This window comes from Arthrobacter sp. Soil_C_49 (genome assembly GCF_057656635.1).
Genome location: NZ_JBDGJZ010000006.1, coordinates 140,286 through 154,361 on the forward strand (window position 1 = coordinate 140,286; position 14,076 = coordinate 154,361).

Sequence of the window (14,076 nt, forward strand, 5' to 3'; positions counted from 1 at the left end):
AGCGGCCGGGCCGGATCAGGCTGCGCCGAGGATGGGCCCGAACCGGGCGCGGTCCGCCAGCCGCGGATCCTCACGGTCCGGGACCACCATCACGGGGCCCTTCGCGTGGTGGAGGACGCCGTCCGACGTGGAACCCAGGAGCATCCCCGTGAAGCCGCCGCGGCCGCGCGTTCCGACCACTACCAGTTCCACATGGCGGCTGGCTTCCACCAGCACATCCACCGGAGAGCCGTCCAGCAGTTCACATTCCGCCGAAAGGTTGGGGTAGTGGTTCCTTAGCCAGGCCATACCTGCGTCCAGTGTCACCTGGATGTCTGCGAAGAGCGCCTTGCGGTCCATGGGAGCCGGCACCCACGCGAGTGAGCCGCTGTATTGAGGTACGGCGCACACCACGCGGAGTGACGCGCCCAGCCGTTCGGCCTGGTCCGCGGCTTCAAGGACGGCGACCCGGGCCTGCTCGGAGCCGTCAACGCCTACGACCACCACATTGTCCACGCGCTGGTGCCCGGCCTTGGCCTGCTCGGCCCGGACGCGTTTGTCCTCGGTGGTTTCGCCGAGGCGGTCCGAACACACCAGGGGCACCGTGACGGTGGGGCATTGTGCATGGGCCGGCAGCGCACTGCTGACGGAACCCAGCAGCCTGCCCACGAAGCCGCCCCTGCCCCTGGTGCCGAAGACCAGGAGTTCGGCCGTCCGCGACATTTCCAGCAACACACCCGAGGCGTCGCCGTTCTCCACGGAGGCGCTGACGTTGATGTCGTAAGTGGAAACCTTCTCCAAGGCCTGCTTGACCACTGCTTCCGCGCCCTCGCGGATCACCGAATCGTCCACTGTGGCGTATCCGCCGTCCAGCCCGGAGGCGGCAAAGATGGGCACGGAATAGGCGGTGACTATGTGCAGGGGGCGGCGGCGGCGCTGGGCCTCCCGGGCCGCCCAGACCAAAGCGCACTGGCCGTGGTCCGAGCCGTCGACGCCAACAACAATGCCGTCGGGAGCGGCAGGAGCACCACCGTTGTCCCGTGCCGGGTCCGGATGCAACTCTTGTGCGCCCATGGGGCCGCCTCCTCGCGATACTGCCGTATGTTGCGGCTATTCTGCCAGAAACCGGACCCTTCCCCGTGCACCCGTTCAGCAGCAGCCGCTGCGAAGGAAGGCCTGCTTCCAGTTCTCACTATTCTCCGTCCGCCGTCCCATAGCAAGCCTGTTCAGGGCCGGATGGGCCAGGTTATCCACAGGTTTGCAGCGGCCCCGTCGGGGGGCGCCAGAGGGTACCTTCCCGTGCCACGAAGCACCCTCAAGCCCGCCCTTGCGGCGTGGTCGGGGAAAGCGCGTTCAGCCGCGGGAGAATGTTTCCGGATTGGGCTATCCAGCACTGGAATTGTTCTGTAGTCTTCAGGACATTGTTGGTCCGGGACGCCTGCTTTTATTCGAGTGGGCCCTGCCCGGGCCATGCACTGCGGCCGGACTTTGGGGGTAACGGGACGCGCGCGGGCGAGGACGCCTGCACCTGCCGAATCTTCGAAGGAGGGAAACTGTAGTGTCAAGCATGCCTGGGAATGCCGGGACCGAGCAGACCACCACTGTGATCATTGGCACGGGCCTGTCCGGCCTGGCCGTGGCTGCCGAGCTGTGCCGCCGCGGGGTTGATTCGATAGTGGTGGACGGACTGGACCTCCTGGGCGCGGCGCAGCCGGCCAACACAGCATCCCTCCAGCGCTGCGACGCGGCAGACCCTGTCACCCTCCGTGAACGGAACGAAATCCTGCGCCACCTGCGCAACTATGCCGCGAGCCATGACGTGGATGTCCGGAACACCACCAGGGCCGTGCAATTGACCATGGTGGAAGGCCTGGGCGGGGGGACAGCTGTTCCGCAGTGGGAAGTGCACACCCCCACCGGCATCCTGGTTGCCGACCACATCGTTTTGACGCGGTGCGCCCACAGCCAGTTGCGGCGGATGATCCACGAGTTCGGCATTGCGGTGGGCCGCAACGTGGTCGCTGCCATGCGGGCCATCGGCATCTACCTGGTGGGTGTGGGCGAACTGATCACCCCATCCCCGAAAGAAGTGCTGCGCCAGGCCAAAACGGTGGGCCATGCCATCTCCGCCAAGGTCCACCCGGGCGGCGTTGCGTCCCCGTTCACCGGAACCCTGGCGATCCTGCCCTGCTAGGGCCGGTCAGCGATCGTCGTCCGTGCCCGCCGTGAGCCTGCGGCGGGCCAGGATGGCGAGGGTGGCGAGCAGCCCCACCGCAGCCGCGGCGAAGATCACGATGCTCCACTGGAACGGCTCGCCCGTGCCGGCTGAATCCGGCGCTGCTGTCTGTCCCGGCTGGGCGGTGCCGATGGCTGGGACTGTTGCCGCCGCCGCCGTACCCGCCGGAGCAGCCCCGCCCGCAGCCGCGGCGGCCGTAAAGCTGAAGGTCCCCTCGATGGGGTGCGAGTCTGAACTCACCACCCGCCAGGCAACGGTGTATTGCCCCGCCGGCGCGCCGGCCTTGAGCTTCTGGCTGGCCACGTTGTCCACAATCTCCACGGGCCCGTCCGCCCACTCCGCGCCTGCGGCGTCCCTGATGGAAAAGGATGAGCCAATCCCGAGCGGGTTGTTGTTGAAGGTCACGGACACCTTCTCCGGCACTACGGCCACGGAGGCGCCCTGTGCGGGGCTGCTGGATTCGGCGGCGTCGTGCGCGGCGGCCGGACCGGCCAGGCCCAGGACTGCGGCGGCGCAAACGAAGGACACGAGCACAAAGCTCAATAGCTGGCGGCGGATGGAACCCATGCGTGGACTGCTCCCTTGGTGTTGGCTTCCTAACAGACTAGGCGAAATTGGCGGGCATCCCGCCGGGGCCGCCATAGGATTCAGGTATCCCCACAGACTTCCCCGGAGGACTAATGCTTAAGCAAGGCTCTGCCCTGGACCGGTATTTTATGATCACCGAACGCGGCTCCAACCTCTCCCGCGAGATCCGCGGCGGCTTCGCCACCTTCTTCGCCATGAGCTACATCGTGGTCCTGAACCCCCTGATCCTCTCGGGCCCGGACTCCAGCGGCACCACGCTCGGCTTTCCTGCCGTAGCCGCTGTCACGGCCTTTGTTGCCGGCATCCTCACCATACTGATGGGTGCCTGGGCCAAGCACCCCTTCGCACTGGCCACCGGGCTGGGCGTCAACGCTTTCGTGGCGGTCACCGTCGCGACGAACCCCGGCCTGACCTGGCCGGACATGATGGGCCTGGTAGTGATGTCCGGCGTCACCATGCTGATCCTGGTCCTCACCGGATTCCGCACCGCCGTGTTCAAGGCGGTTCCGGAAGGCCTGAAGACCGCCATCGTGGTAGGCATCGGGCTGTTCATTGCCCTGATCGGACTGGTCAACGCAGGCTTTGTCCGCCGCATCCCGGACGTGGCAGGCACTACCGTCCCGGTTGGCCTCGGCTTTGAGGGCAAGCTGCTGGGCTGGCCCACGGCCGTGTTTGTGTTTGGCCTGGTCCTGACCATCGCCCTGGTGGTGCGGAAGGTCAAGGGCGCCATCCTGATCGGCATCATCTCCTCCACCCTGATTGCCGTGATCGTTGAGATGACGCTGCACATCGGCCCCAGCGTGCAGCCCGGCAAGCCCTTCAACCCGCAGGGCTGGTCGCTGGTGGCCCCCACGTTCAGCGAATGGGCCGCTCCGGACCTGTCCCTGATCGGCAAGGCCAACCCGTTCGGCGCCTTCGAGCACCTCGGCTTCGTGGCCGCCACCCTGCTGGCCTTCGTGATCCTGCTCAGCATCTTCTTCGACGCGATGGGCACCATGGTGGGCCTGGCCAACGAAGCCGGAACGGTGGACGAGCACGGCAACATCCCCGACGTCGACCGGGTCCTTCAGGTGGACGCCCTCGGAGCGATCGCCGGCGGCGGCGCGTCCGTGTCCTCCAACCAGATCTACGTCGAGGCCGGCGCCGGCATCGGCGAAGGCGCCCGCACAGGTATCGCCTCGATCGTCACCGGCCTGCTGTTCCTGGTGGCCATGTTCTTCACCCCGCTCATCAACCTGGTGCCCTTCGAAGCCGTGGCTCCTGCCCTGGTAGTGGTGGGCTTCATGATGGTGTCCCAGGTGGGCAAGATCGACTGGCAGGACTGGGGCATCGCCATCCCGGCCTTCCTGACCTTCACGCTGATGCCGTTCACCTACTCCATCGCCAACGGCCTGGGCGCCGGGTTCATCGCGTACGTCCTGATCCGCACCGTCCAGGGCCGGGTCAAGGACATCCACCCGCTGATGTGGGCTGTAGCCGGGGCGTTCCTGCTGTTCTTCGCGATCGGCCCCATCGAGGCCGCCGTCGGAATGTAGCGGTAGGGCGGCAGCAGCCGGCCTACACGGGCGTGTTGGGGGCCAGGCCCTCGTCGCCGGACACGGCACGGGCCCTCCGCACGCGGAGCTTGTCCAGCCGGTTCATCAGCGGTGAAGTGGTGGCGCCATGGATGACAATCGACAGCGCCACCACCAGCCCCACGAATGCCCACAGCCACTCGGCCTGGCCGGCGAACTGTCCCTTGCCCAGCGCGTAGGAAAGGTAATACAGCGAGCCGATCCCCCGGATCCCGAAGAACGAGAGGGCAATCCGTTCCCGCGGGCCCGTCTTGCCGCCCAGCAGCCCCAGCCACCCTGCCAGGGGCCGCACCACCAGCAGGAACGCGAGCGCCACCAGCACCTCGGCCCAGCCGATTCCCGCCAGCAGTCCGCGGGCAATGGCGCCGCCCAGCAGCACCAGGATCACCACGGTGAGGAGCCGTTCCAGCTGCTCCACGTACGAGTGCAGGATCCGGTGGTAGCCGTGCGTGCGCTCCGCCGCGCGGATGGTCACGGCGCAGACGAACACCGCGATGAACCCGTAGCCCTCAACCATCTCGGTGACGCCGTAGGCCAGGAACGTGGCCGCGAGCGCCACAAAGCCTTCGGAGTGGTTGGACAGCCGAAGGCTTTCGGCCCGGGCAGAGAAGAAGAGCCGCGCCAGTACCTTCCCGGCCAGGAATCCCAGCAGCAGCCCGATGGCGAGCCGCCACAGCACGTCCACGCCAAACCACTCGGGAAACCATGCCGATGGGGACGAACCAACAATGCTGATCGCGATGGCAAGGTACACGAACGGGAACGCCAGGCCGTCGTTGAGGCCTGCCTCGGAGGTGAGGCCAAACCGCACCTCGTCCTCCTTGTCCGTGCCGCCGTCGGCATCCGCCGGCTCGCCCACCTGCACCTCAGAGGCAAGGACGGGGTCCGTCGGGGCGAGACTGGACGCCACCAACAGGGCGGCGCCCAGGCCAAGTCCCAGGAACCACAGCCCCAGCAGAGTCAAGCCGATGATGCACAGTGGCATGGCGATCCCCAGCAGCCGCCAGGTGGTGGACCACAGCCGAAGCCCCACCGGCCGGTCCAGCGCCAGCCCCGCACCCATCAAGGAAATGATCACGCAGACTTCCGCGAGGTGCAGGACAAAATCGCCGTGCGCCACCGGGTCCGGATCCGGAAGGGTTGGAATAAGGGCGAACGCGCCCATGCCCGCGCCAAGGAAAACCATGGGCATGGAGAGGGGCATATTCCGCAGCAGCTTGGGGAGCACCGCGGCGGTGAACACGGCAAGGCCGGCAGCGGCAAACAGGATGTTGGGGGCTTCAAACACGGTGCTGTTCTCCGGCCTGGATCGAGTGCGCCCTGGAGGCGCGGCAAGAATGCATGGTCCCGGAAGGGATTGCTCCACCTTAGCCCCTCCGGTTTCCGCCGGCAGATTCTTGAATTCGAGACACCACGACGGCGGCGTTGCTGGTTTTCGTCCCGGGCATGCGGTGAGCTTGAACCATGCCTGACTCAATGCCTGCCGTCGACGTCCCGCCCCAGCCCTGGAACGGCAGGTTCGACGGCGACGGTGCCGAACACCGCCGCTGGTGGCAGGCCGTGGAAGCGCACGACGCCGGAGCGGCAGCTGGATCCGCAAAGCAACCTGCTGCGCTGCTCGGCTTTTGCAGCGACGAGGGGGTCCGCCGGAACAAGGGCCGAACGGGTGCGGCCGCCGCACCGGCGGCACTGCGGGCCGCGCTGGGCCCGCTGGCATTCCATCTGGACCGTCCTGTCGCGGACGCCGGTGACGTGGTGGTGTCCGGCTCCGGACTGGAGGCCGGCCAGGAACGCGCCGGACGCGCTGTGCAGGAGATGCTCGACGCCGGGCAGCTCACCGTGGCGCTGGGCGGCGGCCACGAAACCGCCTATGCCAGCTACTTGGGCGTTGCCGCTTCCGCCGCCGTCCAGGGCGGCCGGCGGCTTGGCGTCCTGAACCTCGACGCCCACTTCGACCTGCGCGACGACCCCGTACCCAGTTCCGGAACGCCGTTCCTCCAGATGGCCCGCGCGGAAGCCGCCGCCGGGCGCGAATTCCGGTACGCCGTCATCGGAATCTCCGAACCCAACAACACCCGCACGCTGTTCAGCGCCGCGCAGAAGCTGGGCGTACGGTACCTGCTGGATGAGGACTGCGGCGCGGAGCGGGTGCAGGACTTCGTGGCAGGGTTCCTCGCGGACATCGACGTCCTCTACCTGACCATTGACCTCGACGTGCTGCCGGCAGCAGTGGCGCCCGGAGTCAGTGCTCCCGCTGCGTACGGTGTGCCGCTTCCGGTCATCAGCGCCGTGTGCCGCCAGGTGGCGCGGTCCGGGAAGCTCCTGCACCTCGATGTTGCGGAGCTGAACCCTGACTTCGATGTCGACGGCAGGACGGCGAAGGTTGCCGCCCGGCTGATCGACACCCTGCTGCGCTGACGTGTTGCTGCGCCGCCCTCAAATAAGTAAGTATGCTTTCTAATACTGGCTTTTGATAAAGAGGGAAGGGAGACAGCCGGATGCGCCGTCGAGGATGTGTGGCAGGAACGCTGCTGGCTTCCCTGCTGCTGCTCACCGGCTGTGGGAGCACTTTCCCTGCAGACCCCCAGGGAACGCTCGACAGGGCCAGGGACGGGACCCTGCGCGTGGGTGCGAGCATCAACGGAGACTGGGTCCGGCTCGCCGGGCCCGCCAGCGGCGATGTCCGCAGTGGCGATGTGCCCGCCAGCGATGTTCAGGGAAAAGAGGCAGAGCTGGTGCGCGACTTCGCCACGCAACTCGGCGCAGAGGTTCAGTGGGTGGCCGGAACGGAGCAGGTCCTGGCCGACGAGCTCAAGCATGGCGGGCTGGACCTGGTGATCGGCGGCCTGGACGACAAGACGCCATGGGTGACGCATGCCGGCATCACCCGCCCCTACGCTGAATCGCGCGACGACCGCGGCAACCTCCACAAACACGTCATGCTGGTGCCCCTGGGCGAAAACGCCTTCCTGCTTGAGCTGGATCAGTTCCTGACGGCAGCGAAGGAGCAGAAATGACAAACGTCAGGAGCAGCGGCAGCGTCCGCTTCGGGCACACCGAACTCCCCGCGGAACAGCGCGACGCGCTGCACAAAGCCATCAGGCTCGAATGGGCCACCTTAGTGTTCCTTGCGGTCTCCACCACCATGGTTTTCCTGGTCCTGGGCAACTCGCAGGCCATGAAAGCCGCATGGATCGAGGACCTGCTTTCCTTCCTGCCGCCCCTCTCCTTCCTGGTGGCAGCCCGCATCAACCGGAAACCGCCCTCGGTGGACCACCCCTACGGCTACCACCGCGCTACCGGTGTGGCGCACCTGGTAGCTGCCGTGGCCCTGACCGCGATGGGCGCGTACCTACTGGTGGAGTCCGGCCTGGGGTTGCTCACCGCGGAACATCCCACCATCGGCGGCGTTGAACTTTTCGGCAACACCGTCTGGCTGGGTTGGCTGATGATGGCTGTCATGCTGCTGACGGCGGCTCCTCCTGTTTTCCTGGGCAGGGCCAAGATGAAGCTCGCCGGGAAACTCCACGACAAAGTCCTGTACGCGGACGCGGATATGAACAAAGCGGACTGGATGACAGCGGTCGCCGCGGTGGCCGGCGTGGCCGGAATCGGGCTCGGGCTGTGGTGGGCCGACTATGCGGCGGCGTTGATTATCGCCGCCAGTATCCTGCGCGACGGTGTCCGCAACACGCGGGCCGCCGTTTCCGCGCTCATGGATAAGCGGGCAATGACCTACAACGACGCCGAGCCGCACCCGCTGCACCGGCAGGTGGACGGGTACCTTCGCAACCTTGACTGGGTTGCGGACGCCCGCTCCAGGATCCGCGATGAGGGGCACGTCTTCCACGCCGAGTCTTTTGTTGTTCCCTTGAGCGGCACGACGCCCACTTTCGAGCAGCTGGAAACAGCGCGCGAAGCCTGCGTTGCCATGGACTGGAAGATCCATGACATGGTCATCGTTCCGGTGGCCGTACTGCCGTCGGAATTCGTTCCGGGCAACACCTCCGGAGGCGAACGCTAGGTACTGCCGCCGCATTCGCGGCTTGCCGCACTACTTGCCCTTCATCACGTAGCGACGCTCCGGGCGTCCCACCCCATACTTCAGTCTTACGTCCAGCGTTCCTTCGTCGTGCAGGTACTCGAGGTAGCGGCGGGCACTGACCCGGGACGTCCCCAACTGTTCGGCCACCTCCGCCGCGGACAGGTCACTCTCCGCGGCGTTGAGCGCGGCTTCCACCAGCTTCAGCGTCTCGATGCTGCAGCCCTTGGGCAGCGGGCGCTCCGTCCGGTCCAGGCCGAACACCCGGTTCACGTCCGACTGCTCCGCCACATCCTTGGCCGAGTCCAGGCCCTGGTACGCGCTGCGGTAATGCTCCAGGCGCTCCTGCAGGTCAGACTGGGAAAACGGCTTGATCAGGTAGTGCACAATCCCGCCCCGCAGCGCCTTGCGCACGGTTTCCACCTCGCGGGCGGCACTGATCACCAGCACGTCCAGCTCCGGGGCAACATCGCGCAGCTGGTGCATAAGATCCAGGCCGTTGATGTCCGGAAGATGGATATCCAGCAGCACCAGGTCCGGCTGCAGCCGCTCCGTTTCGATGACGGCCTGGGCGCCGGTATGGGCAGCACCCACCACGGTGAACCCGGGCGTGCGCTGGATGAAGCCGGCGTGCACCTTTGCCACCATAAAGTCGTCGTCAACGATCAGCACCTTGATCATGGCTTCGTTGCACCCCTTTTGAGCTGGCTTGTACTTCTGGTGAACCGTGCCGTGAATACTGCTCCGTTGTTGTTGGCCACGGTGAGGTCGCCCCCGGACCGCCGGCAGACCACGCGGGAAAGGGCCAGGCCGAAGCCGCGCCCGTCCGCGGGCCCCACCTCCTTGGTGGTGAACCCTTGGCGGAAAATCTCTTCCACCGCCTCCTCCGGGACGCCCGGGCCGGTATCACGGACGGTAACGGTGACCAGGCCGGCACCGGTGCGCCCGTCCCTGCCCTCTTCCACCAGCACCCGGACAGCAGCGTCCGGAAGTCCGGTCACGGCGTCGAACGCGTTGTCCACGAGGTTCCCCACCACCGTAGTGAGGTCGCGGGACAGTTCGTCGCTGACCGGATGCAGGGCGGACTCGGGATCCAGCTGCAGGGCCACGCCGCGTTCGGTGGCGAGGCTGGATTTGGCAATCAGGAGGGCAGCGAGGGCGGGGTCCTGGATGCGGCTGGTGACTTCATCGTTGAGCCTGGTCCGGTCCACGGTGGCGCCATTGACGAACTGCACCACGGAATCGTATTCGCCGATCTGGATCAGGCCGGAGATCACGTGGAGCTGGTTGGCGAACTCGTGGGCCTGCGCGCGGAGGGTATCCGTGGCGGTGCGGGTGGTGCCCAGCTCACGCTCAAGGGAGGACAGCTCGGTCCTGTCACGCAGCGTGGTGACTGAGCCGATGTCACGGCCACGCGAGCGAATGGGGACCCGGTTAGCCACCACCAGCCGCTCCCCCACGAGCACCAGCTGGTCCGGATCCGGCTGCTCGCGCGTGAGGACTGACTTGAGCGCAGGGTCCACGTGGAGGGAGGCGACCTTCTTGCCCACACAATCCGCCGGCAGGCCCAGCAGTTCCCGGGCGCTGTCGTTGGCGACGGTGATCCGCTCGTTCGGATCGAGCGCCACCACCCCTTCCTTGAGCCCGTGCAGCATGGCCTCCCGGTTTTCCACCAGGCCGGTAATCTCACTCGGCTCCATGCCCAGGGTCTGGCGCTTAACCCGCCGGGACAGCAGCAGGGAACCGGCCACCCCGAGGACACTGGCTACACCAAGGTAGGTGAGCAGGTTGGGAACCGCGTCCCCCAGCCGTTCCAGGGTGGTGGGATAGTTCCGGCTGATGGCGGCGATGCCGATCATTTTTCCTGCGTCATCGAGGACGGGCACGTGCGCGGACAGGACGGCAGCGTTGTTTTCTGCCACCACGCCGGTCCAGGCGCGTCCTTCCATGACCCGACTGGCCCCGATATCCAGCTTCCCGCCCAGCAGACCGGGATCGGAGGAAGCCACCACGGTGCGGTCCAGTTTCGCCAACGCCACCTGGGACGATCCGGACAGCGTCCGCACCGCTTCCGCCACTGCGGGAAGGGCTGCTCCCACCCGGGGCTGCGCGTCCGGCAGCAACGAGCGCACAGCGGGGTTGTTGCCCAGTGCCTCTGCCGCAGCGAGCGCGCGCCGGCCCTCCACCCGCTCAAACGTGGCGGCGGACTGGGCCAGGGAGATGGCAACCACCGCAACCAGGACCGCCAACACAATCAGCAACTGCAGCACGAGGTATTGCCCCGCGAGGGACATCCCTCTTCGTCGAGTCACAGTGGCGGTCCTTTGGATGGTTCAGCGTCTGTCTCCGGCCAGGCTGCGGCATTTTGGCCGCCGGGCGGAGGTACGGGAACTATACCGCAGGCAGCGCCGGAGCCACGGCTGCGGGCCTCTTCGGCCCCACTGCGCCAGCCGCGGTGGGATCGGCGAAACGTGAACGCAATGAACTTAACTTTCTCTGCGTACATAAGAGTGACCGGCATCACCGCCGAACCTAGCATCGAAACACCAAGTCAGTCTTGCTGATCATTTTTCATGAGAAGAGGAACACCATGCGCCAGATCCGCGCATTGCGTATTGCCGCCGTCGCTGCCGGCATCGCCCTGATGGCCACCGGCTGCGGTGCCACCGGAAAGAGCTCCACCGGTACGGAAAGCTCCGGCGCTGCCGCCGGACCCCTCACCGGCCTGCAGATCATGGTCCCCAACACTCCCGGCGGCGGTTATGACACCACCGCCCGGGCAGCAGCAAAGGTCCTCGACGACGAGAAGATCTCCACCAACACCGAAGTCTTCAACCTCGCCGGCGCCGGCGGCACCGTGGGCCTGGCCCGCGTGGTGAACGAGAAGGGCAACGGGGACCTCACCATGCTGATGGGCCTGGGCGTGGTGGGCGCGAGCTACACCAACAAGTCAGAGTCCAAGCTGACCGAGACCACACCGCTGGCCCGCCTGATCGAAGAGCCCGGCGCCATCATGGTCAGCAAGGACTCCCCGTACAAGACCATCGATGACCTGGTCAAGGCCTGGAAGGCCGATCCCGCATCCATCTCCGTGGGCGGCGGCTCCTCCCCCGGCGGCCCTGACCATCTCCTGCCCATGCAGCTTGCAGGCGCGGTGGGCATTGACGCCACCAAGGTCAACTACGTCGCCTACGACGGCGGCGGCGACCTGCTCCCTGCGATCCTTGGCAACAAGCTCGGCTTTGCCGCCTCCGGTGCCGGCGAGTACCTGCAGCAGATCCAGTCCGGCGAAGTGCGTGTCCTGGCCACGAGCGGTGACAAGCGCCTTGAGGGCGTGGACGCGCCCACGCTGAAGGAATCCAACATCGACCTGGTGTTCACCAACTGGCGCGGCATCGTGGCCCCTCCCGGCATCAGCGACGAAGACAAGGAAAAGCTGATTGCCGCCCTGGAGAAGATGCACGGCACTGCAGGCTGGAAGGAAGCGCTGAAGACCCACAGCTGGACCGACGCCTTCATCACCGGCGACGAGTTCAAGTCCTTCCTCACCGAGCAGGACAAGCGGGTGGCGGACGTCCTCACCAAGCTTGGGTTGGCGTGAGCTCCCTGACCACAGGCCTTAAAGGCCGCGCCGAGCTGGGAGTTGCACTCCTGCTCGGCGCGGCCGGCGTCCTGGTCTTCGTGGACGCCAACCGCCTGGCTACCCCGTACTCCCAATCCGATCCGGTCGGTCCCAAAACCGTTCCCTACATCGTGGCCGGCCTGCTGGTGGTCTGCGCCATCCTGCTGGCCATCAACGTGCTCCGCGGCGGCCAGGGCGAGGCCGAGGGCGGCGAAGACGTGGACCTCACACACCCTGCCGACTGGAAGACCGTCCTGCCCCTGGCGGGCGCTTTTATCCTGAACATCCTGCTCATCGACTGGGCCGGCTGGGTCATCTCCGGCACTGTCCTGTTCTGGGGCTGCGTCCTCGCTCTCGGGAGCAGGCACTACATCCGCGACGGGCTCATCTCCGTGGCCCTGGCCCTGCTGACCTTCTACGGCTTCTACCTCGGCCTTGGCATCGCCCTTCCGGCCGGACTCCTGGAAGGAATCCTCTAAATGGACGTCTGGTCCTCACTGATGGACGGTTTCGCCACCGCCCTCACCCCCATGAATCTCCTGTACGCCGTCATCGGCGTCCTCCTGGGCACCGCCGTCGGCGTCCTTCCAGGCCTCGGCCCGGCCATGACCGTGGCCCTGCTGCTTCCGGTCACCTACGCCCTGGAGCCCACCAGCGCCTTCATTATGTTCGCCGGCATCTACTACGGCGGCATGTACGGCGGCTCCACCACCTCCATCCTGCTGAACACACCGGGCGAATCGTCATCGGTGGTGACGGCGATCGAAGGCAATAAAATGGCCAAGGCCGGCCGGGCGGCGCAGGCGCTTGCGACGGCGGCCATCGGCTCATTCGTTGCCGGCACCATCGGTACCGCCCTCCTGGCCGTCTGCGCACCGATCGTGGTGCAGTTCGCCGTCAGCCTGGGCGCCCCCAGCTACTTCGCCATCATGGTCCTGGCCCTGCTGGCCGTTACTGCTGTCCTGGGCTCGTCCCGGCTCCGCGGGTTCGCCTCGCTGGCGCTCGGCCTGGCCATCGGCCTGGTGGGCATCGACTCCGTCACCGGCCAGCGCCGCCTGACGTTCGGCCAGCCGCTGCTGGCGGACGGCCTGGACATCGTGGTGGTGGCCGTTGCCATCTTCGCGGTGGGTGAAGCCCTTTGGGTTGCCGCCCACTTGCGCCGCACCCCGCTGCATGCCATTCCCGTGGGGCAGCCCTGGATGGGCAAGTCCGACTGGAAGCGGTCCTGGAAGCCATGGCTGCGCGGTACCGCCTTCGGCTTCCCCTTCGGCGCACTGCCGGCAGGCGGCGCCGAGATCCCCACCTTCCTCTCGTATGTCACGGAGAAGCGCCTCAGCAAACACCCCGAAGAGTTCGGCAAGGGTGCCATCGAAGGTGTCGCCGGCCCGGAAGCCGCCAACAACGCTGCCGCCGCCGGCACCCTGACACCCATGCTGGCGCTGGGCCTGCCCACCAACGCCACGGCCGCCGTTATGCTCGCCGCCTTCACCTCCTACGGCATCCAGCCGGGCCCGCAGCTCTTCAGCAGCCAGGGTCCCCTGGTGTGGGCGCTGATCGCGAGCCTGTTCATCGGCAACCTCCTGCTCCTGCTGATCAACCTGCCGCTGGCACCGATGTGGGCCAAGCTCCTGCAGCTCCCCCGCCCCTACCTGTACGCGGGCATCCTCTTCTTCGCCACGCTGGGCGCCTACTCGGTGAACCTGCAGGCGTTCGACCTGGTGATCCTGCTGGTGCTCGGTGTACTCGGGTTCATGATGCGGCGCTTCGGGCTGCCGGTGCTGCCGCTCATCCTCGGCGTGATCCTTGGCCCGCGCATCGAAGGCCAGCTCCGAAAGACGCTGCAGCTCAGCGCCGGTGACCCCGCCGGCCTCTTCAGCGAGCCGATCGCCGTCGTTGTTTACATCATCGTGGGGCTGATCCTGCTGTGGCCGCTGGTCTTCAAGCTGATCCGCCGGAACCGGGCGGCCCGCAAGCCGCTGCTTCCGGCCAATTCCGGCGCAGCCGACTACAGCGACTGAACAACCGCCAACCCTGA

13 protein-coding genes are annotated in these 14,076 nt (G+C 66.7%); 8 read left to right on the top strand and 5 right to left on the bottom strand.

All coding sequences use genetic code 11. The features are described 5' to 3' along the window. Positions 1 to 15 precede the first annotated feature (15 nt). Complete coding sequence (locus tag AC3A4Z_RS12000; protein ID WP_498711737.1) at positions 16 to 1,053, bottom strand: universal stress protein; 1,038 nt, start codon at positions 1,051 to 1,053, stop codon at positions 16 to 18. Between the two features lie 493 nt (positions 1,054 to 1,546). Between AC3A4Z_RS12000 and AC3A4Z_RS12005 the strand changes: the two genes are divergently transcribed. Next, complete coding sequence (locus AC3A4Z_RS12005; RefSeq protein WP_498711839.1) at positions 1,547 to 2,173, top strand: FAD-dependent monooxygenase; 627 nt, start codon at positions 1,547 to 1,549, stop codon at positions 2,171 to 2,173. 6 nt (positions 2,174 to 2,179) lie between these two features. On the opposite strand, the gene AC3A4Z_RS12010 is transcribed toward AC3A4Z_RS12005, so the two are convergent. Next, entirely contained in the window at positions 2,180 to 2,782 is a 603-nt protein-coding gene (locus AC3A4Z_RS12010; protein WP_498711738.1) for a copper resistance CopC family protein, read from the bottom strand. Positions 2,783 to 2,895: 113 nt separating this feature from the next. Here AC3A4Z_RS12010 and AC3A4Z_RS12015 point away from each other — a divergent pair, with 113 nt between their 5' ends. Further along, positions 2,896 to 4,338, top strand: a complete 1,443-nt coding sequence (locus tag AC3A4Z_RS12015) for an NCS2 family permease (protein WP_498711739.1) — start codon at positions 2,896 to 2,898, stop codon at positions 4,336 to 4,338. Between the two features lie 22 nt (positions 4,339 to 4,360). Here the strand turns inward: AC3A4Z_RS12015 and AC3A4Z_RS12020 are convergent, their stop codons facing one another. After that, a complete protein-coding gene (locus AC3A4Z_RS12020; protein ID WP_498711740.1) occupies positions 4,361 to 5,665 on the bottom strand; it encodes a cation:proton antiporter in 1,305 nt (434 codons plus the stop codon). Positions 5,666 to 5,841: 176 nt separating this feature from the next. On the opposite strand from AC3A4Z_RS12020, the gene hutG reads away from it, so the two are divergent. From hutG to AC3A4Z_RS12035, 3 genes are all read left to right on the top strand, one after another. Next, positions 5,842 to 6,795 (top strand): formimidoylglutamase, encoded by a 954-nt coding sequence (gene hutG / locus AC3A4Z_RS12025; protein WP_498711741.1) that lies wholly within the window; start codon positions 5,842 to 5,844, stop codon positions 6,793 to 6,795. A 98-nt stretch (positions 6,796 to 6,893) separates the two neighbouring features. Continuing rightward, positions 6,894 to 7,394 (top strand): ABC transporter substrate-binding protein, encoded by a 501-nt coding sequence (locus AC3A4Z_RS12030; RefSeq protein WP_498711742.1) that lies wholly within the window; start codon positions 6,894 to 6,896, stop codon positions 7,392 to 7,394. Continuing rightward, complete coding sequence (locus AC3A4Z_RS12035; protein WP_498711743.1) at positions 7,391 to 8,401, top strand: cation efflux transmembrane domain-containing protein; 1,011 nt, start codon at positions 7,391 to 7,393, stop codon at positions 8,399 to 8,401. Before AC3A4Z_RS12030 ends, AC3A4Z_RS12035 begins: the two co-directional genes overlap by 4 nt. A gap of 30 nt (positions 8,402 to 8,431) precedes the next feature. On the opposite strand, the gene AC3A4Z_RS12040 is transcribed toward AC3A4Z_RS12035, so the two are convergent. Both AC3A4Z_RS12040 and AC3A4Z_RS12045 read right to left on the bottom strand, forming a co-directional pair. After that, positions 8,432 to 9,100, bottom strand: coding sequence for a response regulator (locus AC3A4Z_RS12040; protein WP_498711744.1), 669 nt, complete (start codon positions 9,098 to 9,100; stop codon positions 8,432 to 8,434). Then, entirely contained in the window at positions 9,097 to 10,713 is a 1,617-nt protein-coding gene (locus AC3A4Z_RS12045) for a sensor histidine kinase (RefSeq protein WP_498711840.1), read from the bottom strand. The genes AC3A4Z_RS12040 and AC3A4Z_RS12045 overlap by 4 nt, the downstream gene beginning before the upstream one ends. Positions 10,714 to 11,009: 296 nt before the next feature. Between AC3A4Z_RS12045 and AC3A4Z_RS12050 the strand changes: the two genes are divergently transcribed. The 3 genes from AC3A4Z_RS12050 to AC3A4Z_RS12060 are packed head-to-tail and all read left to right on the top strand — an operon-like array spanning position 11,010 to position 14,059. Continuing rightward, positions 11,010 to 12,020, top strand: coding sequence for a Bug family tripartite tricarboxylate transporter substrate binding protein (locus tag AC3A4Z_RS12050; protein WP_498711745.1), 1,011 nt, complete (start codon positions 11,010 to 11,012; stop codon positions 12,018 to 12,020). Continuing rightward, on the top strand, positions 12,017 to 12,520 hold the full coding sequence (locus tag AC3A4Z_RS12055; RefSeq protein ID WP_050056551.1) for a tripartite tricarboxylate transporter TctB family protein: 504 nt from the start codon (positions 12,017 to 12,019) through the stop codon (positions 12,518 to 12,520). The genes AC3A4Z_RS12050 and AC3A4Z_RS12055 overlap by 4 nt, the downstream gene beginning before the upstream one ends. Beyond that, on the top strand, positions 12,521 to 14,059 hold the full coding sequence (locus tag AC3A4Z_RS12060) for a tripartite tricarboxylate transporter permease (RefSeq protein WP_498711746.1): 1,539 nt from the start codon (positions 12,521 to 12,523) through the stop codon (positions 14,057 to 14,059). Positions 14,060 to 14,076 lie beyond the last annotated feature (17 nt).